This is a genomic window from Rhodanobacter sp. UC4437_H4, assembly GCF_052978425.1.
The window spans coordinates 2,073,667-2,097,427 of sequence record NZ_CM129673.1; the positions used below are offsets into that span (position 1 = coordinate 2,073,667).

General features: G+C 69.7%; 21 protein-coding genes and 1 riboswitch. Of the genes, 17 read left to right on the forward strand and 4 right to left on the reverse strand.

Annotation, left to right across the window (positions count from 1 at the left end; genetic code table 11):
• Positions 1–47: 47 nt before the first annotated feature.
• From ACVCL3_RS09645 to ACVCL3_RS09665, 5 genes are all read left to right on the forward strand, one after another.
• Positions 48–1,403 (forward strand): TCR/Tet family MFS transporter, encoded by a 1,356-nt coding sequence (locus ACVCL3_RS09645; RefSeq protein WP_447101114.1) that lies wholly within the window; start codon positions 48–50, stop codon positions 1,401–1,403.
• Positions 1,400–1,906 carry a DUF1993 domain-containing protein gene (locus ACVCL3_RS09650; protein WP_447101115.1) on the forward strand — a complete coding sequence of 169 codons (507 nt, stop codon included), beginning with the start codon at positions 1,400–1,402 and terminating at the stop codon, positions 1,904–1,906. The genes ACVCL3_RS09645 and ACVCL3_RS09650 overlap by 4 nt, the downstream gene beginning before the upstream one ends.
• Positions 1,907–2,129: 223 nt before the next feature.
• Complete coding sequence (locus ACVCL3_RS09655; RefSeq protein WP_395121063.1) at positions 2,130–2,354, forward strand: hypothetical protein; 225 nt, start codon at positions 2,130–2,132, stop codon at positions 2,352–2,354.
• Positions 2,355–2,478: 124 nt separating this feature from the next.
• On the forward strand, positions 2,479–4,137 hold the full coding sequence (locus ACVCL3_RS09660) for an NAD(P)/FAD-dependent oxidoreductase (protein ID WP_447101116.1): 1,659 nt from the start codon (positions 2,479–2,481) through the stop codon (positions 4,135–4,137).
• A gap of 75 nt (positions 4,138–4,212) precedes the next feature.
• Positions 4,213–4,875: a DsbA family oxidoreductase gene (locus ACVCL3_RS09665; RefSeq protein ID WP_395121061.1), complete on the forward strand. Its 663-nt coding sequence runs from the start codon at positions 4,213–4,215 to the stop codon at positions 4,873–4,875.
• Positions 4,876–4,885: 10 nt separating this feature from the next.
• Here ACVCL3_RS09665 and ACVCL3_RS09670 read toward each other — a convergent pair whose 3' ends face one another.
• Positions 4,886–7,786: a bifunctional diguanylate cyclase/phosphodiesterase gene (locus ACVCL3_RS09670; RefSeq protein ID WP_447101117.1), complete on the reverse strand. Its 2,901-nt coding sequence runs from the start codon at positions 7,784–7,786 to the stop codon at positions 4,886–4,888.
• Positions 7,787–8,020: 234 nt separating this feature from the next.
• Between ACVCL3_RS09670 and dinG the strand changes: the two genes are divergently transcribed.
• The 6 genes from dinG (at position 8,021) to ACVCL3_RS09700 (ending at position 12,663) form a co-directional block, all read left to right on the forward strand.
• Positions 8,021–10,123, forward strand: coding sequence for an ATP-dependent DNA helicase DinG (gene dinG, locus ACVCL3_RS09675; RefSeq protein ID WP_447101118.1), 2,103 nt, complete (start codon positions 8,021–8,023; stop codon positions 10,121–10,123).
• On the forward strand, positions 10,120–10,674 hold the full coding sequence (locus ACVCL3_RS09680; RefSeq protein ID WP_447097480.1) for a HutD/Ves family protein: 555 nt from the start codon (positions 10,120–10,122) through the stop codon (positions 10,672–10,674). The genes dinG and ACVCL3_RS09680 overlap by 4 nt, the downstream gene beginning before the upstream one ends.
• Before the next feature lie 73 nt (positions 10,675–10,747).
• Positions 10,748–11,326: an NnrU family protein gene (locus tag ACVCL3_RS09685; RefSeq protein WP_447101119.1), complete on the forward strand. Its 579-nt coding sequence runs from the start codon at positions 10,748–10,750 to the stop codon at positions 11,324–11,326.
• A 90-nt stretch (positions 11,327–11,416) separates the two neighbouring features.
• Entirely contained in the window at positions 11,417–11,614 is a 198-nt protein-coding gene (locus ACVCL3_RS09690) for a hypothetical protein (RefSeq protein ID WP_395121056.1), read from the forward strand.
• A gap of 13 nt (positions 11,615–11,627) precedes the next feature.
• A complete protein-coding gene (locus tag ACVCL3_RS09695; RefSeq protein ID WP_447101120.1) occupies positions 11,628–12,224 on the forward strand; it encodes a DUF938 domain-containing protein in 597 nt (198 codons plus the stop codon).
• A gap of 37 nt (positions 12,225–12,261) precedes the next feature.
• Positions 12,262–12,663, forward strand: a complete 402-nt coding sequence (locus tag ACVCL3_RS09700) for a YchJ family protein (protein ID WP_447101121.1) — start codon at positions 12,262–12,264, stop codon at positions 12,661–12,663.
• Positions 12,664–12,666: 3 nt separating this feature from the next.
• Here ACVCL3_RS09700 and ligB read toward each other — a convergent pair whose 3' ends face one another.
• Together ligB and ACVCL3_RS09710 are read right to left on the reverse strand one after the other, a co-directional pair.
• Positions 12,667–14,346, reverse strand: coding sequence for an NAD-dependent DNA ligase LigB (ligB, locus tag ACVCL3_RS09705; RefSeq protein ID WP_447101122.1), 1,680 nt, complete (start codon positions 14,344–14,346; stop codon positions 12,667–12,669).
• Positions 14,347–14,446: 100 nt separating this feature from the next.
• Positions 14,447–15,220, reverse strand: a complete 774-nt coding sequence (locus tag ACVCL3_RS09710) for an NRDE family protein (protein WP_447101123.1) — start codon at positions 15,218–15,220, stop codon at positions 14,447–14,449.
• Between the two features lie 121 nt (positions 15,221–15,341).
• Here ACVCL3_RS09710 and ACVCL3_RS09715 point away from each other — a divergent pair, with 121 nt between their 5' ends.
• From ACVCL3_RS09715 to ACVCL3_RS09725, 3 genes are all read left to right on the forward strand, one after another.
• Positions 15,342–16,514, forward strand: a complete 1,173-nt coding sequence (locus ACVCL3_RS09715; RefSeq protein WP_447101124.1) for a murein hydrolase activator EnvC family protein — start codon at positions 15,342–15,344, stop codon at positions 16,512–16,514.
• A gap of 110 nt (positions 16,515–16,624) precedes the next feature.
• The gene (locus ACVCL3_RS09720; protein WP_447101125.1) at positions 16,625–17,980 is read left to right on the forward strand and encodes a S41 family peptidase; all 1,356 of its coding nucleotides are present in this window, start codon (positions 16,625–16,627) and stop codon (positions 17,978–17,980) included.
• Positions 17,981–18,035: 55 nt separating this feature from the next.
• Positions 18,036–19,322, forward strand: coding sequence for an NAD(P)/FAD-dependent oxidoreductase (locus ACVCL3_RS09725; RefSeq protein ID WP_447097486.1), 1,287 nt, complete (start codon positions 18,036–18,038; stop codon positions 19,320–19,322).
• Positions 19,323–19,447: 125 nt separating this feature from the next.
• Here the strand turns inward: ACVCL3_RS09725 and rpoH are convergent, their stop codons facing one another.
• Entirely contained in the window at positions 19,448–20,308 is an 861-nt protein-coding gene (gene rpoH / locus ACVCL3_RS09730; protein ID WP_447097487.1) for an RNA polymerase sigma factor RpoH, read from the reverse strand.
• A gap of 268 nt (positions 20,309–20,576) precedes the next feature.
• Positions 20,577–20,677, forward strand: a riboswitch (TPP riboswitch).
• A 69-nt stretch (positions 20,678–20,746) separates the two neighbouring features.
• Here rpoH and thiC point away from each other — a divergent pair.
• The 3 genes from thiC to thiS are packed head-to-tail and all read left to right on the forward strand — an operon-like array spanning position 20,747 to position 23,759.
• Complete coding sequence (gene thiC, locus ACVCL3_RS09735; RefSeq protein WP_447101126.1) at positions 20,747–22,585, forward strand: phosphomethylpyrimidine synthase ThiC; 1,839 nt, start codon at positions 20,747–20,749, stop codon at positions 22,583–22,585.
• Positions 22,586–22,590: 5 nt separating this feature from the next.
• A complete protein-coding gene (locus ACVCL3_RS09740; protein WP_447101127.1) occupies positions 22,591–23,577 on the forward strand; it encodes an FAD-dependent oxidoreductase in 987 nt (328 codons plus the stop codon).
• The gene (gene thiS, locus ACVCL3_RS09745; protein ID WP_447101128.1) at positions 23,562–23,759 is read left to right on the forward strand and encodes a sulfur carrier protein ThiS; all 198 of its coding nucleotides are present in this window, start codon (positions 23,562–23,564) and stop codon (positions 23,757–23,759) included. Before ACVCL3_RS09740 ends, thiS begins: the two co-directional genes overlap by 16 nt.
• Positions 23,760–23,761: the final 2 nt, after the last annotated feature.

The window sequence follows — 23,761 nt, forward strand, 5'->3', positions numbered from 1 at the left end:
GCGGCAGGCGTGGGTTATCGTCGCCTTCCCCTCGCTTCGCCACGTCCATGGACCAGCCGTCGATGCCTGTCGCTCCGCGCCATCGCGCCGCGCTGGCCTTCATCTACGTTACCGTGCTGCTCGACATGCTGGCGTTCGGCATCATCATCCCGGTGCTGCCGCACCTGATCGAGCAGCTGGCCGGCGGCGGCATCGCCCGGGCGGCGTGGTGGGTGGGCATCTTCAGCACGGTGTTCGCGATCGTGCAGTTCGTGTTCTCGCCGGTGCAGGGCGCGCTGTCGGACCGTTTCGGGCGGCGGCCGGTGATCCTGGTTTCCAACCTCGGCCTGGCCGTGGATTTCGTGATCCTGGCGCTGGCGCCCACGCTGTGGCTGCTGTTCGCCGCGCGCGTGCTGCTGGGCATGACGGCGGCCAGCTTCAGCACCGCCAACGCGTACATCGCGGACATCGTGCCGAAGGAGAAGCGCGCCGCCGCGTTCGGCATCCTCGGCAGCGCGTTCGGACTGGGATTCATCATCGGCCCGGGGCTGGGCGGTTTCCTGGGCGGCATCGCGCTGCGGCTGCCGTTCTGGGTGGCGGCCGGGCTGGCGCTGTGCAACTTCCTGTACGGCTGCTTCATCCTGCCCGAGTCGCTGCCGGCCGAACGCCGCACCGCGCGCATCGAGCTGCACAGCGCGCATCCGTTCGGCTCGCTGAAGCTGCTGCGCCGCCAGCGGCAGGTGTTCCACCTGGCCATCGTGCTGTTCCTGGTCTACCTCGCCCACTACGTGCTGCAGACGGTGTTCGTGCTGTACGCGGATTACCGCTACCACTGGGGCCCGCAGGCGGTGGGCTACGTGCTGATGCTGGTCGGCGCCTGCGACGGCTTCGTGCAGGCGGTGCTCACCGGCAAGCTGGCGCCGCGCTTCGGCGAACGCCGCGTGCTGCTGGCCGGCATGCTGTTCGGCGTGGGCGCGTTCCTGGTGATGGGCGTGGCCGATGTCGGCTGGGCCTTCCTGTTCGGCATCCCCCTGCTGGCCCTGTGGGGCCTGGCGATGCCGCCAATCCAGTCCCTGATGACGCAGCAGGTCGATCCCTCCGAGCAGGGTCGACTGCAGGGCGCGATCGGCAGCCTGGGCAGTTTCGCGGGCATCTTCGGGCCGTACCTGTTCGCCCAGGTGTTTGCGCTGTCGATTGCGCCGGGCTCGCCGCTGCACCTGCCCGGCGCCGCCTTCGTGCTGTCGGCGGGCCTGATGCTGGCGGGCCTGGTGATCGCCGCGCGGGCCACCCGGCGCCTGCCGCAACCCGCCGCCCACGTCACGGCCGAACCGCTGCCCGGCGACGCGCCGGCACTGTCCGCCATCCATCCGGCAACACCCACCCATCCGCCGCAGGCGGTCCACCCACAGGAAGAAAAACCATGACACTTTCCATGTACCAGGCCTCCGTCCCCGTCTTCGTCCGCGCGCTGAGCAACCTCACCCATGTGCTGCAGAAGGGCGAGCAACATGCGATTTCGAAGAACGTCAGCGGCGAAGTGCTGCTGCAGGTGCGCCTGATCCCCGACATGCTGCCGCTGATCAAGCAGATCCAGATCGCCTGCGACATGGCCACGCGCGGCGCGGCGCGCCTCGCCGGCGTCGAACCGAAGTCCTTCGAGGACAACGAGACCACCCTGCCCCAGGCCTACGACCGCATCGCGCGGGCGATCGATTACGTCAAGAGCTTCAGCGCCGAACAGATCGACGGCAGCGAGACCCGCACCGTCGTGATGAAGACACGCGCCGGCGAAGTCACGCTCGAGGGTCAGGCGTACCTGTTCGGCTTCACCATCCCCAACCTGTTCTTCCACTGCACCACCGCCTACAACATCCTGCGCGAAGCGGGCACCGACATCGGCAAGAAAGACTTCATCGGCGAAGCCTGAGCGGGCGAACTCCGTCCTGCGGAAGCGAGTCCGGGCGGAGGCCGGACTCGCCACCGCAAGCAGTCGCCCCAGCCGCTCCACTCGTTGAAACCACGGCGATCAGCCGCGACTGGCGGCGCATGTCCCAAACTGTGACGCACACCACCTTTGCCTGCCCGCTGCTGGCGCGTCCCCTGCTTGCTGTCACTCGTCCCCACGGTTCTTCCCCTTCGAGTGACTTTCCATGAACAGGATTTTTGAATGCATCATCGCCGGCGGCCCGCAACACGGCCAACTGTGCCGCGCGCCCTGGGATGAGCAGCGTGCCACGCCCCCCGCCATCATCGCGGAGGATGGCGAGGTTTGCGTCGCCGCGGCACGCAAGCACACGGACCCGGCGCACACGCGCTTCATCCTGCTGCACCCGCGGGCAACCGGTGAGCAGTTCCTGACCCTGCTGGCGGCCTGAGTGACCCGCAGCGTCAGTTTCCGCTCGCCGGCCGCCTTGTCGGCCGCACGCAAGGCGTCGACAATGGCCGGCCCATCGAAGGCGCCGGGAATCGCGCGCGCCATCGGCGCACCGGACCCCACGCATGCTGCGACTCACCGACCTCAAGCTGCCGCTCGACCACGGCGAGGCCGCGCTTGCCGCTGCCATCGCCAGGCGGCTTGAGCTCGAACCCGGCGAGCTGACCGGCTACACCATCGCCCGCCGCGGCTACGACGCGCGCAAGCGTGGCGCGATCACGCTGATCTACGCGTTGGACATCGACACCCCGCGCGAAGCCGAACTGCTGCAACGCTTCGCCGACGACGCGCACGTGCAGCCCACGCCGGACACCCGCTACCACTTCGTGGCCGAGGCACCGCCGCGGTTCGAACACCGCCCGCTGGTGATCGGCTTCGGCCCCTGCGGCCTGTTCGCCGGCCTGATCCTGGCGCAGATGGGTTTCCGCCCGGTCATCCTCGACCGCGGCAAGGAAGTGCGCGAGCGCACGAAGGACACCTGGGACCTGTGGCGCAAGCGCAACCTGCATCCGGAGTCGAACGTGCAGTTCGGCGAGGGCGGCGCCGGCACCTTTTCCGACGGCAAGCTGTACAGCCAGATCCGCGACCCGCAACACCACGGCCGCAAGGTGCTCACCGAGTTCGTCAAGGCCGGCGCGCCGGAGGAGATCCTCTACGTCAGCAAGCCGCACATCGGCACGTTCCGGCTGGTGTCGATGGTGGAGCACATGCGCGCGACGATCGAGTCGCTGGGCGGCGAGATCCGCTTCAGCCAGCGCGTGGACGATCTGCTGTTCGAACCGCGCGCGGACGGCCGGCAGCAGATCCGCGGCGTCACCCTGGCCAGCGGCGAACAGATCCGCGCCGATCACGTGGTGCTGGCACTCGGCCACAGCGCGCGCGATACGTTCGAGATGCTGCATGCGCGCGGCGTATACGTGGAGGCCAAGCCGTTCTCGATCGGCTTCCGCATCGAGCACCCGCAGTCGGTGATCGACCGCGCCCGCTTCGGGCCGCAGGCCGGCCATCCGATCCTCGGCGCGGCCGACTACAAGCTGGTGCATCACGGCAAGGGAAATCAGGGTGGACGCGGCCGCTCGGTGTACAGCTTCTGCATGTGCCCCGGCGGCACCGTGGTGGCCGCCACCAGCGAGCCGGGCCGCGTGGTCACCAACGGCATGAGCCAGTACTCGCGCAACGAGCGCAACGCGAACGCGGCGGTGGTGGTCGGCATCGAGCCGTCCGACTTCGCGCCGTACGGTGAAGGCCCGCTCGCCGGCATCGCGCTGCAGCGTGCACTGGAAAGCCACGCCTTCACCCTCGGCGGCGAGAACTACAACGCGCCCGCGCAGCTGGTCGGCGACTTCCTCGCCGGTCGCGCATCACGCGAATGGGGCGACGTGCAGCCCTCCTACAAGCCCGGCGTCACCCTGGGCAGCCTCGACAGCGCGCTGCCCGACTACGCCATCGCCGCGATCCGCGAAGCGCTGCCCGCGTTCGAGCGCCAGATCCGCGGCTACGCGATGCACGACGCGATCCTCACCGGCGTGGAAACGCGCACCTCCTCGCCCGTCCGCATCACGCGCGACGACAGCCTGCAGAGCCTCAACGTCCGCGGCCTGTATCCCGCCGGCGAAGGCGCCGGCTACGCCGGCGGCATCCTTTCCGCCGCTGTGGACGGCATCAAGGTGGCCGAGGCGCTGGCACTGGACATGGCGAAAAGCCGGGTTCGCGCAGACGATTGATTGTGCCGCGCCCCGGCCGCATCTTGAGTCGGGTCCGCAGCGCCGCTGCCTCCCCCCGGATTTGCGAGATATCCCATGTCCACGTCAGCGATTCCCGTTCCGCTGCGCATCGATTTCGTCTCCGACGTGTCCTGTCCCTGGTGCGCCGTGGGCCTGGCGTCATTGCAGCATGCGCTGGCGAAGCTCGATGGCGAGGTGTCCGCGGAAATCCACTTCCAGCCGTTCGAGCTGAATCCGCAGATGGCGGCGGAAGGCGAGGATTCCACCGAGCACCTGCGGCGCAAGTACGGCAGTTCGGCCGAGCAGATCGACGCCAATCGCGAGGCGATCCGTGCGCGCGGCGCGGCACTCGGTTTCACCTTCAACATGGACCGGCGCAGCCGCGTCTACAACACCTTCGACGCGCACCGGCTGCTGCACTGGGCCGAGCTGGAAGGGCGGCAGCTGGTGCTGAAGCAGATCCTGCTGCGCGCGTATTTCACCGACGGAGAGGACGTGAGTTCGCACGACACGCTGGCGCGGCTGGCTGTCGAAGCGGGGCTGGATGGCGAACGGGCGCGGCAGTTGCTCGAAAGCGACGAATTTGCCGACGAGGTGCGCGCGCAGGAGCAGTTTTTCATGTCGCGCGGCATCCACTCGGTGCCGGCCACCATCGTCAACGGCCAGCACCTGATCTCCGGCGGTCAGCCGCCGGAGGCGTTCGAGCAGGCGTTGCGGCAGATCGCCGCCGCGCGATAGGGCGCGCGATTCAGGACTCGAACGGCGCGGGCCGCCCGATCCAGTAGCCCTGCCCCATGGCGCAGCCCATCGCGCGCAGCGCGGCGTACTGGATCTCGGTCTCGATGCCTTCGGCGACCACGTCGATGTCCAGCGCGCGGGCCAGCGCAAGCACCGCTGCGACCACGGTGGTACTGCTGGTGTTGGCGCCCTTGTCCAGCTCGTTCACGAACGCGCGGTCGATCTTCAGGATGCGCAGCGGCAGCGAGTGCAGATAGCTCAGCGACGAATAGCCGGTACCGAAATCGTCCAGTGCCGCGCCGACGCCGGCGGCGCGCAGGCGCTCCAGCGTGGTGCGCACGCGCTCCGGATCGTCGAGCAGGGCGCCCTCGGTGACTTCCACCACCACCCGCGTGGGCGGCAGGCCGGTGCGTTCGAGCAGCTCGATCAGGCGTGAGTCGAAATTGTCGTGGCGCAGGTGCATCGCCGACACGTTGAGCGTCATGAAGGTGTCGGTGCGCTCCTGCCGGCGCAGGCGCTGGCAGCTGATCTCGAACATGTGCCAGTCGATCGCCTCGATCAGCCCGCTGTCCTCGGCGATCTTGAGGAAATCGCCCGGCAGCAGCAGGCCGCGTTGCGGATGGTTCCAGCGGATCAGCGCCTCGTAGCCGACCACCGCGCGATCCTCCAGGCGGCAAATGGCCTGGAAATGCGGCTCGAACTGGCCGTGCTTCAGTGCCTGGCGCAGCTCGCCTTCCAGCGTCAGCACGTCGACCACGCTGCGCGCCAGCGTCTCGTCGAACAGCTGGTAGCGCTTGCGGCCGAGTTCCTTGGCGCGATACAGCGCGATGTCGGCATCGCGCAGCACCTCGTCGGCGGTCAGGTAGCGGCCGTCGCCGATGGCGATGCCGACGCTGACCGCCACTTGCAACTCCTTGCCGCCGGCGGGCATCGGTTCGGCCAGCGCATCCATCACCCTTTGCGCCACGACGTTGGCGTCGGCCGGCTGCTCCACCGATTCCAGCAGGATGGCGAACTCGTCGCCCGACAGCCGCGCCACCAGGTCCGGATGACGCACGCAGCCGGACAACCGCGTGGCGACCTCTCTCAGCACCTCGTCGCCGGCCAGGTGGCCGAGGCTGTCGTTGATGATCTTGAAGCGGTCCACGTCCATGTACAGCAGCGCGCAGCGCGGGCGTGTGCCTGACGCCGGCGTCGACAGCACGCGGTCGATGCGGTCGCGCAGATAGCTGCGATTGGGCAGGCCGGTCAGCGGATCGTGCATCACCTGGTGCTTGAGCTGATCCTGCACGCGTTCGCGCTCGATGATCTCCTTGCGCAGCGCCAGCGTGCGCTCTTCCACCCGGTGTTCCAGCTGCTCGTAGGCGCGATGCAGGGCCTCGGCGGCACGGCGGCGGGTGAGGCTGTTGGCGACCTGGGTGGCCACGAAACTCAGCAATTCCTGCTCGGACGGGCCGTAGGAGACGTCGGCGTCGTAGCTCTGCACCGTCACCAGCCCGATGACCTCGTCGCCGACGATCAACGGCACGCCGAGCCAGCAGGTGGAAGGCGAGCCGGAACGGCCGGCCACGATCTCGCCGCTGCGTTCCAGCTCCTCGATGTCGGCGTTGTCGGCGCGCAATGCGGTGCCCCGGCGCAGCACGTATTCGCTCAGCCCGCGGCCGAGCGGGCGGCTCGGCGGCGGACGCAGCTTGGCGTCGACGGCGTAGGGGAACAGCAACTGCTGGCGGTCGTCGGAGAGCAGCGCGATGTAGAAGTTCTGCGCGTTGAGCAATTCGCCCACCACGCCGTGCACGCGGCGGTAGAACTCGCCATGGTCGATGTGCGCGGTGGCCAGTTCGGCGATGCGGAACAGCGCGGTCTGCAGGTGCTCGGCGCGCTGCCGCTCGACGATCTCCTGCTGCAGGCCGCGATTGGCTTCGGCCAGTTGCGCGGTACGCAACTGCACGCGCTGTTCCAGATCCTCCTTGCCCTGCTTGCGCTCCAGCGCGATCAGGATGTGGCTGGCGACGAACTCCAGCAGCGCCAGGTCGCCCGGGGTGTAGCCGATCTCGGGCCGGTAGCTCTGCACCACCAGCGCCCCGCCTGGGCGGCCGTCGCGCATCATCGGCACGCCGAGCCAGTCGCGGCTGTCGGTGCCGATCACCTTCACCGGGCCCTGCGCCTGGATGCGCAGCTCCTCGGCGTCGCCCATGCGCGCCTTGCCGTCGCTCAGCACATACCAGGTCAGCGTGTGCTCGATCGCGCTGATCGGCATGTCGAGGCCGCCGCCTGGCGCCACGGGATCTTCCACGTCGACGTAGTACAGGAAACGGACCGTGTCGCGCGCGGCGTCGTGCAGCACGATGAAGAAGTTGTCCGCGTACATCAGCCCGCTGACGATGGCATGGATGCCGCGCAGCACGGTGGGCATGTCGCGCTCGGAACCGGCGAGGTCGGAGATCGCGAACAAGGCGCGCTGCAGGTTCTCCGAGCGCTCCAGTTGCTCGTGCGAGTGCTGCAGTTCGAGCCATTCCAGCGCACGTTGCAGATGCAGGCGGGCCGGCCGCAGCAGCGCAGCCATCTCGTCGAGAAAGCGGGGACCCGCCGATGCAGGCTGCAGGCGCAGCACCAGCACGGCCGGCTGCGGCAGCTCGCACAGGCGCAGTGCCACGCGTTGACCGTCCGCATGCCACTGTGCCCCGGCGGTGCCGGCAGCCAGTTCGATCCACGGCCAATCGGCATCGTCGACCGGCATGGGCGGCATGCTGCAGACGCCGGCCCGATCGTGCAGCCGCCACAACACGCTGGCGGCTTCGCAGCCGGGCCGGTCTCGCGCCAGCGCGGCGATTGCCGCAGCCACTTCCGCTGGCGAGCGGGCGCCGACCAGATGGGTCAGCCAATTCAATTGCAGCGAGTCGTCGATGGACATCGACTCCATCGTGCCCCCTTTTCTGTCGCCGGGATGTCGCCGGGATGTCGCCGGATCAGGTTCGAGCCGCGGCCCGACCCAGCATACGCGCCTGCCACTGTGCGACATTCCGCGGGGCATCGGCAAGCCGCGGCCGCGTTGACATGTCCGATAGACTGGGCAGCCCGCCGGCAGGGCAGCGCACACGCGCGGCGCGCCCCGGCCCCGCACCGTGTCACGGACCTGTCACCCCGCATGCTCGCCGACTCCACCAAGGACGCCATTCGTGCCGCCTACGCCCGCATCAAGGAGGGCCTGCCGGGCTTTCGCGCGCGCGCCTCGCAGGGGCGCATGATCGCCGAGGTCGCCAAGGCGCTGGCCAGCGCCGGCGGCGTGGCGGTGATCGAGGCGCCCACCGGCACCGGCAAGTCGATGGCCTACCTGGTCGCCGGCCATGAAGTGGCGCGCTTCCAGAAGAAGAAGCTGCTGATCGCCACCGCCACCGTGGCGCTGCAGGAACAGCTCGTGCAGCGCGACATTCCGCTGTACCTGAAACTCAACGACATCGAAGCGAAGGTGGCGCTGGCCAAGGGCCGCGGCCGCTACCTGTGCCCGCGCAACCTGCTGATGGCGGCCAACAGCATCCACGACGCGCAGCTTGGCCTGGCCGGTTTCGAGGCCGACCTGCTGCTGTGGAACAAGCCGCCGCAACCGCGCGACAAGCAGTCGCTGGCCAAGCTGCGCGACGCGTTCGACCGCGGCGAATGGAACGGCGACATGGACAGCGCGCCGGAGCCGGTCAGCGACCTGCTGCGGCCGATGATCACCACCAGCGCCGGCGGCTGCACCGGGCGCAAGTGCGGGCAGTTCATGAACTGCCCGTTCTTCGCCGCGCGCCGCGCGGTCGACGACGCCGACATCATCGTGGCCAACCAGGATCTGGTGCTGGCCGATCTCACCATGCCGGGCGAGGACGACAGCTGGGGCGGCGTGATCCTGCCGCGCCCGGACGAGACGCTGTACATCTTCGACGAAGGCCACCACGTGCCCGGCAAGGCGATCGAACGCGGCGCGGCCGAAGTCTTCATGACCGCCACCGTGCGCCAGTTGAGCCGGCTCGGCCGGCAGGTGCATGCGGCCTATTCGCTGACCGACAAGGAACGCCTGGGCAAGCTCGCGCTGGGCCAGGGCGACGAGAAGCTGCAGGAGCTGAGCAACACGCTGGAGGAGCTGGAGAAGGAAATCCGCCTCGCCTGGCTGCCCGACCCGGCCGAGACCGAACCGATGTACCGCGGCTCGCTGGGCCAGCTGCCGGAGCCGTGGGTGGAGCATGCGCGCGCGCTCGACCTGCTCACCGGCGAGGTGCAGCGCTGGCTCACCGCGGTGCGGCGCGCCGTGGTGGAGATGACCGACGGCGGACCGACCCAGGAGGCCTTGTCGCGCGAGCTCGGCATCGCGCTGGAGCGCATCGGCCGGCAGGCCGCCTGCTGGCGCGCGTGGTCCAGCGACGATCCGGACAACGCCCCGCCGCTGGCGCGCTGGGTCACCCTGGGCGCGGACCAGCAACTGGTCTGCCATGCCTCGGCCGTCTCCGCCGCGGGCCTGCTGCGCAACGTGCTGTGGAACAACGCCAGCGGCGTGGTGATGACCTCGGCCACGCTCAGTGCCGGCGGCAACTTCCGCGGCTTCGCCGATGCCGTGGGCCTGCCCGACGATGCGGTGACGCTGAGCCTGCCCTCGCCGTTCGACCTCGCCGCGCAGGCACGCCTGGAAGTGCCCGCGATGCACACGCTTCCCGACGCGCGCGAGGCACACGCCGAGGAAATCAGCGCCTGGCTGGCGGACCACCTCGACTGGGACGCCGGCAACCTGGTGCTGTTCACCTCGCGCGCGAAACTCGACCGCGTGCTGCAGAAATTGCCGATCGCGCACGTGCGCAAGGTCCGCGCGCAAGGGTCGCTGGGCAAGTCGCAACTGGTCGCCGAGCACTGCGCCGACATCGAGGCCGGCAAGGGCAGCACGCTGTTCGGCCTCGCCTCGTTCGGCGAAGGCCTCGATCTGCCCGGCAAGCTGTGCGAGACGGTGGTGATCACCCAGTTGCCGTTCGCCGTGCCCACCGACCCGGTCGGCGCGACCTACGCCGAGTGGCTGGAATCGCGCGGCCGCAACCCGTTCATCGAGGTCAGCGTGCCCGAGGCTACCCGCCTGCTCACCCAGTACTGCGGCCGCCTGATCCGCAGCGAAACCGACCACGGCCGCATCGTGTTGCTGGACCGCCGCGTGGTCACCAAGCGCTACGGCAGCGGCATGCTGCGCGCATTGCCGCCGTTCGAGCGCGTCATCGAGAGAACCGCATGATCGTCCGCCTGTCCGACTGCCCGCTGCGGCCGTGGAAGAACGGCCTGGGCCGCACCCGCGAAATAGCCGTCCAGCCATCCGCCGCCGGCATGGACGATTTCCTGTGGCGCGTCAGCCTCGCCGAGGTCGACAGCGCCGCGCCGTTCTCCGCGTTTCCCGGCATCGACCGGCAGATCGCGCTTCTCGACGGGGCCGGCTTCACCATGACGCTGGATGACGGCCGCAGCCACGCGCTGACCGCTCCGTTTGTGCCGTTCGCGTTTCCCGGCGAGGCGAAGGTCGAGGTGGCACTGGCCGGCGGCCCCACCCGCGACTTCAACCTGATGCTGCGCCGCGGCCGCGCGCGCGGCGGCATCGAAGTGTGGCGGGATACCGGAGCGCACGCGACGGGCGCCGCCACCGTGCTGGTGTACTGCGCCCGCGGCGCCATCGACTGCGTCGACGGTACGCTGCAAGCAGGCGATGCCTGGCGACCTTCGTCGGGCGCGGCATCGATGACCTTGCACCCAAATGCGGTGGCGCTGGTCGTGCACGTCGAACCCGTCGCCTGACGGATGTCACTGGGCCGCGGCGCCGCGCTGGCCTATCCTCGACCTTCGTCGCCGCCATCGGAGTCATCCCGCCATGCTCGTGTTGATTCTCGGCCTCGTGCTGTTCCTCGGCATCCACTCGCTGCGCATCTTCGCCGACGACTGGCGGGGGCGGCAGATCGCGCGGATGGGCCTGATGCGCTGGAAGGTGCTGTATGCCGCGGTGGCGATCGCCGGTTTCGTACTGCTCTGCTGGGGCTTCGGACTGGCGCGCCAGCAACCGGTGTTGCTGTATGTGCCGCCGCTGTGGCTGCGCCATCTCAATGCGCTGTTCACCCTGGTGGCCTTCGTGTTGTTCATCGCGGCGCGGGTGCCGCGCAACCATTTCAAGGCGAAGCTGCATCACCCGCAGGTGCTGGCGGTGAAGGTGTGGGCATTCGGCCACCTGCTGGCCACCGGCATGCTGCACGACATGGTGCTGTTCGGCGCGTTCCTGCTGTGGGCGGTCGTGCTGTTCGCCGTCTCGCGCCGGCGCGATCGCCGCGAAGCCACCGTCTACGCTGCCGGCACGGTGCAGGGCGACGTGCTCACCGTGGTGATCGGCGGCGCGCTCTGGCTCGCCTTCGTGCTGTGGCTGCACCTGTGGCTGATCGGCGTGAGCCCGATGGCCTGAATCGCGGCGGGGGGTGTCGGGAGTCATCTGCGCGCGCGCCGCGCGCTGCGCTACAGTGCCGGCGTCCCCACCCCTGCGGAGGATCAACGCATGGTCGGTTTCCTGCTCTGGCTGTTGCTGCTGGTGTTCTGCTGGCCGATCGCCCTGCTCGCCCTGGTGCTGTACCCGATCGTGTGGCTGGTGTTGCTGCCGCTGCGGCTGGTCGGCATCACCGTGAGCGCGGTGTTCGCCTTCCTCGGCGCGTTGCTGATGCTGCCGGCGCGCGTGCTGCGCGGTCGCCCCGCCTGAGCGTGGCGCGGGCGTGGACAAACCCCACTCGCCTGCGTGCGAACGCAACCGCGAATCCATCCTCGGCGTGCTGCGCCGGCACGTCGCCGGATGCCGGCACCTGCTGGAGATCGGCAGCGGCACCGGCCAGCACGCGGTGCACTTCGCCGCGGCGATGCCCTGGCTGAACTGGCAATGCTCCGACCGCGCCGAGAATCTCCCGGGCATCTGCGCCTGGCTGGATGAGGCGGCATTGCCGAATACGCCGCCGCCACTGGAGCTGGACGTCAATGGCGACTGGCCGGCCGGCCCCTTCGATGCGGTGTTCAGTGCCAACACGCTGCACATCATGAGCTGGGCGGAAGTGCAGCGGCTGTTCGCCCGGCTGCCCGCGGTCACCACCGCCGATGCGGTGCTGGCGATCTACGGGCCGTTCAACCAGCATGGCCGCTACACCAGCGCCAGCAACGCCGCGTTCGACGCCTGGCTGCGCACGCGCGGCGCGCACATGGCGATCCGCAACGCCGAGGCGGTGGACGCGCTGGCCGAGGCCGCGGGCTTCCACCTGCTGCTCGACGTCGCGATGCCGGCGCACAACCGCTGCCGCGTATGGCAGCGCATGCACGGCTGAACCTGCAAGTCGGGGCCGAAGCAGGTACAAAGGCCGCATGAAGTCGATCGACACGCTGACCCCCTGCCCCTGCGGCAACTCCGCCGGCTACACCGCCTGTTGCGGCCCGCTGCACGATGGCGCCCCCGCTGCCAGCGCCGAGCAGCTGATGCGCTCGCGCTACAGCGCCTACGTGCTCAAGCGCGAGGATTACCTGCTGGCCAGCTGGCACGCCGACACCCGGCCCGCCTCGCTGCGGCTGGCCGCGCAGCAACCTGCGCCGACCTGGCTGGGGCTGGAGGTGCGGCGCCAGCAGATGATCGATGCCGACCACGCCACGGTGGAATTCGTCGCCCGCTATCGCCTCGGCGGCGGTCGCGCGCAGCGGCAACACGAGACCAGCCATTTCGTGCGCGAAGACGGCCGCTGGTATTACCACGACGGCGAACTGAAGAGCTGAGCTTCAGAAGCCGGGCACGCCGGTTGCATGCAGGCGCACGGCCTGCTCGCGAACTTCGGCGCAATCGAAGAACGCCACCAGCTGGTTCGCGCGGCCGGCACCGACGCCCTCCTGCGCCTGCCAATCGTCTGCTCCGCGCGCCTCCAGCGTCGGCCAGTCGGCCGCTCCGCGCGCCTGTGCGGCCGGCACGCCCAGCGCCTGCAGCCAGCGCGCGAACGGACGCTCGCGCGCACTGGCGAAGACCCGCGCCAACGCGGCCGCGCGGTTCGCGCCGAGGCCGGGCACGGCGGCCAGCTGCGACGGCGTGAGACTCATCCAGTCCAGCAGATGACGTACCAGGCCCGCGTCGACCAGCGCCCGCCAGGTGCCCTCGCCCAACCCTTCCAGCTGCAGTCCGTGGTGGCCGCCGAGCCATGCCAGCCGGGCGAGAAACTGCTGCTCGCAACCCGGCGTGGCCTGCCAGCAGGTCAGCGGCCCGTGCATGCGCGGGTCCGGCGGCGTCACCGGCGCGCGCTGCAGCGCGCGCCAGGCGACCGACTGCAGGCGCGGAATGGTCAAGCCCGCGAGCACCACCTCGACCTGGTCGCCGGGACGGATGTCGAGCTCGCGCCAGCGCTTGAGCGAGCCCACGCTGACGCGCTGCACCCGATGGTCGTCCAGTTGCACCGGTTCAAGCTGCAGCACCGGCGTGATGCGGCCGCTGCGACCGACGGTGAATTCCACCGCGCGCACCTCGGCCAACGTGGAGGCGGCCGGATACTTCCATGCCACCGCCCACTCCGGCGGCGCGGCACGCCAGCTCGCGGCGGCTGGCCGCCGGCCCTGGCGCACGACGGTGCCATCGGCCGCGAACGGCATCGCGTGGTGATACCACTGCTCACGCCAGCGCTCCACCTCGGCCAGCGAGGCGACCGGTTGCGTGTAGCGCACGCTGTCGGCCAGCCCCATCGCCTGCAATCCTGCCAGCCGCGCCGGCATGTCGGGCGGGCCGCTGGGCCAATCCCACACGAACAGGCCGATGTGCGCGGCCGCATCGCCGAGCTCATCGCGCGCCATCGCCGCGGCCACCGCCGAACGCGCGTTGAGGCCGCCGTCCGTGGCCTGCACGTGGCCGGGCAGGCGCCAGACCAGCTCGCCCTGCAGCACCACACGCGCCGGCGCATGCGGCAGGTACCTGGGGATCGCGGCGATCCGCCGCGCCTGTCCGGTCCAGTCCGAGCCGTGCAAACCGTCGCCGCGACTGCTGGCCTGGCGCAGGCGTCCATCGACGTAGAGCAGCGTGACCGCGACGCCGTCCGCCTTCGGTTGCACCCACAGATCCTGGTCGCCGCGCGCGCGCATCCACTGCGCCAGGGCGGCGGCATCGGGCAGCTTGGCCAGGCCGGTCTGCGCCACCGGCGAAGTGACCCGGCCACCGGCATCACCCAGGTGGTTCAGCGCCGCCGGCGCCTGCCCGGGGAAGCAGCGGCGCCATTGCTCGAACCGCTGCAAGGCCTGGTCGTACACCGCATCGTCCACCGGCGCGGCGCCCTCGACGCGATAGGCGTGGTTCCAGCCGTCGAGGCGATCGTGCAGCGCCAGCAACTCGTGTTGCGCCCGCGCGGGCGGCCAGTCCGGGCAACCCGCGTGCACGCCGTGGGCGAGCGACACGATCGCCGCCAGCAGAAGCCATCCCTTGCGCATGCCCATCCCCTCGACCCGGACCAGGGAACCAGCCTGCCCGCCGCCCGGCGGCCCACCCAGCCGGCTGCGCCGCCGGGCTGCGTAGGTGAACGCTGTCCGCTCAGGCCGGCAATCGGCCACCGAAACGCAGCAAGGTTTCGCCGAGGTAGCGCGCGTGCGGACCGAAGCGACGCTCCGCGATCACGCCGGCGCCGTCATGGTCGATCGCCACCACGGTACTGGCACGGGTGCCGTAATCGGCGCCGCGGATGAAGGCACTGGAGAGCCGGCGCTCCTGCTCGAGGCCGACGCCGGTGTCCGGCAAATGCTCGTCCGGCGCGAGTTGCTCGTCGGCCAGCGCGGCGAACAGCGCGGCGAAGTCGGTGTCGTCGCCATCGTCGATCCAGCGCTGCAGGCGTTGCATCAGCGCGCGCGTCTTCGGCCACGGCGTATTGAAGTCGGCGTTGGACAGGCCGTGCACGCCGGGCGTGACCGCCTGCGCCTCCGGCTGCGGCCGGTTGCCGAGATAGAACGCCGCCTGCGCATCGAAGGTGAGCAGGTTGAACGGGCGATAGTCCGCAGCCACGCGCAGCAGGTGCTCCGCATGCGCGGTGGCATCCTCGGCGCCCGTCAGGTAGTCGCGGATCAGCAGGCCGCGCGAGGCGCCGAGCTGCGGGTCGCGCGGATCACGCACGTTGGTCACCACCGCGCAACGCCCCGCATCGGATACGCCGAGCCAGCTGCCGCCGGCCTGCAGATCGCGCCCGGCGAGAATAGGCGCATCGTCCCAACGCGCCAGCGCGGCGCTGGGCCGCGCATGGAACTCGTCGCGGTTGCCGGCCAGCAACAGGCGCCAGCGTGGATGGACTTGCCAGGCAAACGCGATCACGCACATGCACCCACACCCTCTCTCGACGTTTCGTCGGCGCCGCACCGTGGCGCCGCGGATATCGCGCCAACATAGCACCGTCGCCGGCACGCTCGCCCCGCGCCGCGGGCTCGGTGATAATCGACCGATGCGCAATCCATCCCGTTCGATCCGCCGCGTGCTCGGCGCGCTGCTCATCGTTGCCTGCCTCGGCGTGACGTACGCCGCACCCGCCGCGCCGGCCGGCCAGCACGGGAGCCGCGCCGAACAGGCCGCCGCCAGGCAGAAGCTGGCCGACCTGCGCCGCAAGATGGAGGCGCTGGCCGCCGAGCAGGCCGACACCGCGGCCAGGCGCGACAGCATGAACGCGGAATTGGCGAAGCAGGCCAATGCGCTGGCCGCCGCGGCCAGGGCCGTGCGCGAGACCGATGCCGCGCTGGCGGCGGGACAAAAGCAGCTCGACGAGCTGCAACAGCAGCGCGACACGCTGCAAGGCGAACTGCAGCACCAGCGCGCCGCGATCGCCGACCTGCTGCGCGCCACCTACACCCTGGGCCACGGCTCGGACCTGCGCCTGCTGCTCGGCGACGAGGACGTGGCGCGGATCGCCCGCGCGCTGGTCTACTCGCAGTATTTCCAGCGCGATCGCGTGCAGCGCGTGGAGAAACTGATGGGCGACCTGGCCCGCCTGCAGGAACTGGAAAGCTCGATCGCGGCCCAGCAGCAGACGCTGCAGGCGACGAAGGCCCAGCGAGAACAGCAGGCGCAGCAGCTGGCGCGGCAACGCGCGGCGCGGCAGAAGCTGGCCGCGGAAACCGACGCGAAGTACAAGGACCAGGCGCAGCGCCTGGCCGCGATGAAACAGAACGCGCAATCGCTCAACCAGCTGCTCGACAAATTGCAGAAGGCCATCGACGAGGCCGCCGCGCCGCAACGCGGCCAGCCGCCGCCGTCGCGCGCGGCCGACATCCGCGGCAAGCTGCCGTGGCCGGCCAGCGGCGCGGTCAACCCGTTCGGCAACGGCGTGCTGATCAAGGCCGCCGCCGGCAGCGAGGTGCACGCGGTGGCGCGCGGGCGGGTGATCTACGCCGGCTTCCTGCGCGGCTACGGCATGCTGCTCATCCTCAACCACGGCAACGGCTGGATGAGCATGTACGGCAACAACGAAAGCCTGCTGCACGGCGTTGGCGACGAGGTCGAGGCCGGCGAGGCGATCGGCACCGCCAGCGCGGTCACCGGCGTCAACACCGGCGTGTACTTCGAGCTGCGCAAGAACGGCCAGCCGGTGGACCCGGCCAGCTGGCTGCGCAAGCACGGCTGAGGCACCGCCGCACGGCGTGGTGAATTGTTGCGCGATCCGGCGGTCCCACCTCCTGCCATACTTCGGCGGCGCTGCGGCGCGCCGTCTTTCCGTCGAGCGGAGTCAACTGCATGCCTTGTTCCCACCGTAGAGCGGCCGCCTGCATGGCCTTCCTGTCGCTGCTGGCCGTCGGCGCCGGTCAGGCGCAGACCACCCCCGCCAGCGCGGCCAGCGCGGGCGAACCGGCGCGCGCCGGCAGCACCGCCGCGGCCGATCCGGTGGACCTGCAGGACATCCGCAATTTCAGCCGCGTCTACCAGATGGTGCGCCAGGCCTACGTCGAGAAGGTCGACAACAAGACCCTGATGAAGGCGGCCATCACCGGCATGCTGGCCGGGCTCGACCCGCACAGCGAGTACCTCGACAAGGAGGGCCTGCAGCAGCTCAGCGAGGACACCTCCGGCCAGTACAGCGGTCTGGGCATCGAGGTGTTGCAGGTGGATGGCGGGCTCAGGATCGTCTCGCCGATCGACGACACGCCCGCCGCGCGCGCCGGCATCAAGCCGGGCGACAACATCGTCAAGATCGACGGCAAGCTGGTGGACCCGCAGAACGTCAACGAGATGTTCCAGCGGCTGCGCGGCAAGCCGGGCAGCAAGATCACCCTCACCATCATGCACGAGGGCAGCGACAAGCTGGTCGACATGCCGCTGGTGCGCGAACTGATCTCGGTCAGCAGCGTCAAGGTGCGCGAACTGGAACCCGGCTACGCCTACATCCGCATCAGCCAGTTCCAGGATGACACCGCCGCCGACCTGCAGAAGAAACTGGGCGAGCTGGTCACCAGGGACGGCCCGCAGAAGGGCGCCGTGCTGGACCTGCGCAACAACCCCGGCGGCCTGCTCACCGCGGCCGTGGCCGTCGGCGACGACTTCCTCGACAGCGGCGTCATCGTGACCACGCGCGGGCGGCTGCCCGACGCCAACATGAGCTTCAGCGCCCACCCCGGCGACCTGCTGGACGGCGCGCCGATGATCGTGCTGACCAACCACGGCACCGCCTCGGCCGCCGAGATCGTCTCCGGCGCGCTGAAAGACAATCACCGCGCGCTGACCATGGGCCAGCGCAGCTTCGGCAAGGGCGTGGTGCAGACCGTGCTGCCGCTGGATGCCGACCATGCGGTGAAGATCACCACGGCGCGCTACTACACGCCCAACGGCACCTCCATCCAGGCCGAGGGAATCAAGCCGGACATCGCGCTGGCCGACCTCGCGGTGAGCCAGGCCGACCACCCGCCGGTGCTGATCAGCTCCGAGGCGGATCTGCCCAACCACCTCGCCAACGAGAAGGCAGCCACTGCAACCGACATCGACGACGACGGCAGCGCCGCCGACGCCAGGCTGGCCACCAGCGATTACGCGCTGGCGCAGGCGCTGAACGTGCTCAAGGGCATGGCGCTGCGCATGCCGGCGACGCGGCAGCCGTGAGCCGGCGCCTGCGCGGTCGACGCGGCGTGCACGGCACGGCGCGCATGCTGCAGCGATGAGCGATCCACGTGTTGCCGATGCGGGCAAGCCCCGCATCCTGATTCTCGGCGGAGGCTTCGGCGGGTTGAGCGCGGCGCGACGGCTGGCAGGCGCAGACGCGCAGATCACGCTCATCGATCGCCGCAACCACCATCTGTTCCAGCCCCTGCTTTACCAGGTGGCCACCGCCAGCCTTTCCGCCACCTCGATCGCCGCACCGCTGCGGCACATCCTGCGGCGGCAACGCAACCTCACCGTGCTGATGGAAGAGGTGACCGCGGTCGACCTGGCCGCCCGTCGGGTGGGCTGCGGCTCGCGCTGGCTCGACTACGACTGGCTGGTGATCGCCACCGGCGCCACCCATGCCTACTTCGGCCACGACGAATGGGCGCCGTTCGCGCCGGCGCTGAAGACGCTCGACGACGCGCAGTCGATTCGCCGCCGGGTGTTGCTCGCATTCGAACAGGCCGAGCGCGAAGACGATCCGGAGCGGCGCCAGGCGTGGCTGAATTTCGTCGTGGTCGGCGGCGGTTCCACCGGCGTGGAACTGGCCGGCACGCTGGGCGAGCTGGCGCGGCATACGCTGCGCGGGGAGTTCCGCCACTTCGATTCGCGCAATGCCAGCGTGCGGCTGGTGGAAGCAGGGCCGCGGCTGCTGGCCGGCTACGACCCGGTGCTGTCGGACAAGGCACGCCGCCAACTCGAACGCCTGGGCGTGGAAGTGCATACCGGTGTGCCGGTGACGATGATCGACGCCGCAGGCGTGAAGCTCGGCGAGCGCCGCCTGCCCGCGCGCACCGTGCTGTGGGCCGCGGGCGTGGCTGCCTCGACGGTGGGCGCCATGCTCGGGGTGCCGCTGGACAAGGCTGGCCGCGTGCGCGTCGACGAGGATCTCGGCGTGCCCGGCCACGCCGGGGTGTTCGTCGTCGGCGATCTCGCCAGCGTGCTCCGGCCGGATGGCTCGCCGGTCCCCGGCGTGGCGCCGGCGGCCAAGCAGATGGGCAAGTACGTGGCCGCCACGATCGCGCGGCGACTGCGCGGCGATGACCGCCCGCGGCCGCCATTCCGCTACCGCGACGCCGGCTCGCTGGCCACCATCGGCCGCATGGCGGCGGTGGCGCAGTTCGGCAAGCTGCAGATGTCCGGGCTGCCGGCGTGGATCGTCTGGCTGCTGGTGCACATCTATTTTCTGATCGGCTTCCGCAACCGCCTGGCGGTGATGCTGGACTGGGCCTGGGCCTACTGGACGCACCAGCGCCAGGCCCGCATCGTCAGCGGCACGGCGCCGCCGCACGACGAATGAGCCCATGCAAAACGGCCCGGTTTCCCGGGCCGTCGATGCCGTTGCAGGAACTCCGCGCAGCAAGGCCAACATCGCCGCTCGTTCCGGAAGTCCGCACATGGATGTGCGGGCTCTTGTGAGGGACATTACATCGCGAACAACGCGCGCATCTTCTTCATCGCGTTGGCTTCGACCTGGCGGATGCGCTCGGCCGAGACGCCGTACTCGTCGGCCAGATCCTGCAGCGTGGCCTTGTTCTCGTCGTCCAGCCAGCGACGCTGGATGATGTCGCGCGAGCGGGCGTCCAAGTGGCCCAGCGCATCGGTCAGCGTCTGCAACTGGCTGTCGGCCTGGTCTTCGTCGGCCACGTTCTCGTATGGGTCGGCGCCGTGGTCGATCAGGAACGCGGCGGGTGCCGGCTTGGCGTCGTCGTCGGCATCCACCGGCGCCTCGAAACCCACGTCCCGACCGGACAGCCGCGACTCCATCTCGCGCACGGTCGCCTCGGGCACGCCGAGATCCTTCGCCACCGTGCTCACCTCGGCGGCGTTCATCCAGCCCAGGCGCTTCTTGCTCTTGCGCAGGTTGAAGAACAGCTTGCGCTGCGCCTTGGTGGTGGCGACCTTCACGATGCGCCAGTTCTTCAGGATGAACTCGTGCATCTCGGCGCGAATCCAGTGCACCGCGAAGCTGACCAGGCGCACGCCCATGTCCGGGTCGAAACGCTTGACCGCCTTCATCAGGCCGATGTTGCCTTCCTGGATCAGGTCGGCAAGCTGCAGGCCGTAGCCGGAGTAGCCGCGCGCCACGTGCACCACGAAACGCAGGTGCGACATCACCAGCTTCTTGGCCGCGTCCAGGTTGTCCTGCTGCAGATAATCACGCGACAGCGCCTGTTCCTCTTCCACGCTGAGCACCGGGATGCGATGCACTGCGGAAATGTAGGCATCCAGGCTGCCAACCACGCTGGGCAAGGGGAAGTTGGCGGTCACCAGGGCTTGGGACATGGGTGGAACCTCCTGCAAGACGTCGAAGTTTAGCACTCGGGTGATTGGAGTGCTAAGCCCGGCCTTTGGTTCCGGGCTTTTAATGAACTGCATGGTACATATATTTGCGACGACTGTCCAGCCGTCCCGGGAGTAAAGACCAGCTTGCCCGGCACGCCGTTCAAAACGTGTCATGGCACCGTGTCAGCCGCCGCACAAACCCTCCGCGCCGTGTCCGCGATCCGGCCGTGCCGGCTTGACAGCCACCAACCCGCGCCGCCATCCTCCGCCGCATTCCGAGGGGTGCCCCGCAAGGGGCTGAGATAGCGCGAGCTGACCCTTGAACCTGATCCGGGTCATGCCGGCGTAGGAACGGGAATCACCACGGGCGGCCCCAATCGGCGCGTCCGTGCGCCGTTGCAGCGTCACGCCCCGGATCTCCATCCAAGGAGGAGATCCATGAACCATCCCGCCGCTGCCACCGCACCCTCGACGGTTACCACCGGCCCGATCCGCGGCTCGCGCAAGGTCTACGTCAGCCCGCCCGGGCATCCGTCGCTGCGCGTGCCGATGCGCGAGATCGCGCTGAAGGACCCGCTGACGCCGGCGCTGCACGTCTACGATCCGTCCGGACCCTACACCGACGACGACGCACGGATCGATCTCGCCGCGGGCCTGCCGCCGGTGCGCGACGCGTGGATCGAGGCGCGCGGCTTTCCGGCCATCGAAGGACGCGCCGCCCGCCCGGAGGACAACGGCGGGGTCGGCGCGGAACGGCTGGTGGCGCCGTGTCCCGCGCAACGTACGCTGCGCATGGGCGAAGCCGGCCAGCCGGTGACCCAGCTGGAATTCGCCCGCGCCGGCATCATCACCGAGGAAATGATCTACGCCGCCCAGCGCGAGAACCTGGGGCGCGCGCAGATGCATGAAGATGCCGCCGCCCGGCTGGCCGATGGCGAGGCGTTCGGCGCAGCCCTGCCCGCCTTTGTCACGCCCGAATTCGTGCGCAGCGAAATCGCGTCGGGGCGCGCCATCATCCCGGCCAACATCAACCACGGCGAGCTGGAGCCGATGGTGATCGGGCGCAACTTCCTGGTGAAGGTCAACGCGAACATCGGCAATTCGGCGGTGTCTTCCGGCGTGGCCGAGGAGGTCGAGAAACTGGTGTGGGCGATCCGCTGGGGCGCGGACACCCTCATGGATCTGTCCACCGGCCGCAACATCCACAACATCCGCTCTTGGATCATCCGCAACTCGCCGGTGCCGATCGGCACCGTGCCGATCTACCAGGCGCTGGAAAAAGTCGGCGGCGATCCGGCGCGGCTGAGCTGGGAAGTCTTCCGCGACACCCTGATCGAGCAGGCCGAGCAGGGCGTGGACTATTTCACCATCCACGCCGGCGTGCGCCTGCACCACGTGCCGCTGACCGCACGGCGGGTCACCGGCATCGTCTCGCGCGGCGGCTCGATCATGGCGCGCTGGTGCCTCAGCCACCACCGCGAGAGTTTCCTGTACGAGCACTTCGCCGAGATCTGCCAGATCATGCGCCGCTACGACGTCGCCTTCTCGCTGGGCGACGGCCTGCGCCCCGGCTCGATCGCCGACGCCAACGACGCGGCCCAGTTCGCCGAACTCGAAACCCTGGGCAAGCTGACGAAGATCGCGTGGGCGCACGGCTGCCAGGTGATGATCGAAGGGCCCGGCCATGTGCCGATGCACAAGATCAAGCTCAACATGGACAAGCAGTTGGAGCACTGCGCCGAGGCGCCGTTCTACACGCTGGGCCCGCTGACCACCGACATCGCACCGGGCTACGACCACATCACCTCGGGCATCGGCGCGGCGATGATCGGCTGGTTCGGCACCGCCATGCTCTGCTACGTCACGCCGAAGGAACATCTCGGCCTGCCGAATCGCGACGACGTCAAGACCGGCGTCATCACCTACAAGATCGCGGCGCACGCCGCCGACCTCGCCAAGGGCCACCCGGCCGCGCAGCGCCGCGACGACGCGCTGTCGCGCGCGCGCTTCGAATTCCGCTGGGAGGACCAGTTCAACCTGTCGCTCGATCCCGACACGGCGCGCGCCTACCACGACGCCACCCTGCCGAAGGAGGCGCACAAGACCGCGCATTTCTGCTCGATGTGCGGGCCGAAATTCTGCTCGATGCAGATCACCCAGGACCTGCGCCGCGAGGTGCGCGAGATGGAGGAGACCGCGCTGCGCGCCGGCATGGACGGCAAGTCGCGCGAGTTCGTCGAGCGCGGCGCCACGCTCTACGTGCCGACCGGGGAGTAGGGGCCATGCGCATCGGCATTCTCGGTGCGGGCGTCGCCGGCCTGGTCACGGCGATCGAGCTGGCCGGGCGCGGCGCCCGGGTGGAGATCATCGAGCGCGCGCCAGACCACGCCGAGGCTTGCGCGTGGGTCGCCGGCGGCATGCTGGCGCCGTGGTGCGAGCAGGCCACCGCCGAACCGCAGGTGGCGACGCTGGGCGCGCCCGCCGTCGCGTGGTGGCAGCGCCATTTCGACGGGACCGTGCAGCGCGGCACGTTGGTCGTCGCGGCCACCCGCGACGCCGGCGAGCTGGCCTTGTTCGGCCGGCGTACCGAACGCTTCGAACCGATCGGTGCCGAACGCATCGGCGCGCTGGAACCGGAGCTGGCCGGGCGTTTCCGCCAGGGTCTGTTCTTCCCCGACGAAGCCCACCTCGATCCGCGTCGTGCGCTGCCCGCACTGGCCGCGCAACTGACCGCCGCGGGCGTGACGATCCGCTACGGCGTGGACGCCGATGCCGCGCGCATCGATGCGGACCGGATAGTCGATTGCCGCGGCCTTGCGGCGCGCGACACGCTGGAAGATCTGCGCGGCGTGCGCGGCGAAATGATCGTCGTGCGCTCGCCTGACATCCAGTTGTCGCGCCCGGTGCGCCTGTTGCATCCGCGTTTCGGGTTGTATGTGGTGCCGCGCGGCGACGGCGTATTCATGCTTGGCGGCACGCTGCTGGAAAGCAGCAGCCATGATCCGATGACGGTGCGTTCGGCGATGGACGTGCTCAACACCGCCTATGCGCTGCACCCGGCGTTCGCCGAGGCCGAGATCCTGGAACTGGGCGTGGGCGTGCGCCCGGCCTTCCCCGACAACCTGCCGCGCGTGCTCAGGCGCGGCCGCACCGTGTACCTCAACGGACTCTACCGCCATGGCTTCCTGCTGGCGCCCGCCATGGCGCAACAGGCCGCACGGCTGATTTTCCCCCACACCACGGAAACTCCCGCATGCATATCCGCGTGAATGGCGTCAGCCACGACCTGCAGGTGGCCCGCCTGGCACAGGCGCTCGAAGTGCTCGGCTATCGGCAGGCCGCCGTCGCCACCGCCGTGAACGGCGTGTTCGTGCCGGCAGACGCACGCGAAGAGTTGCTTCTTGCCGATGGCGATGCGCTGGAAATCCTCGCCCCGATGCAGGGCGGCTGAGC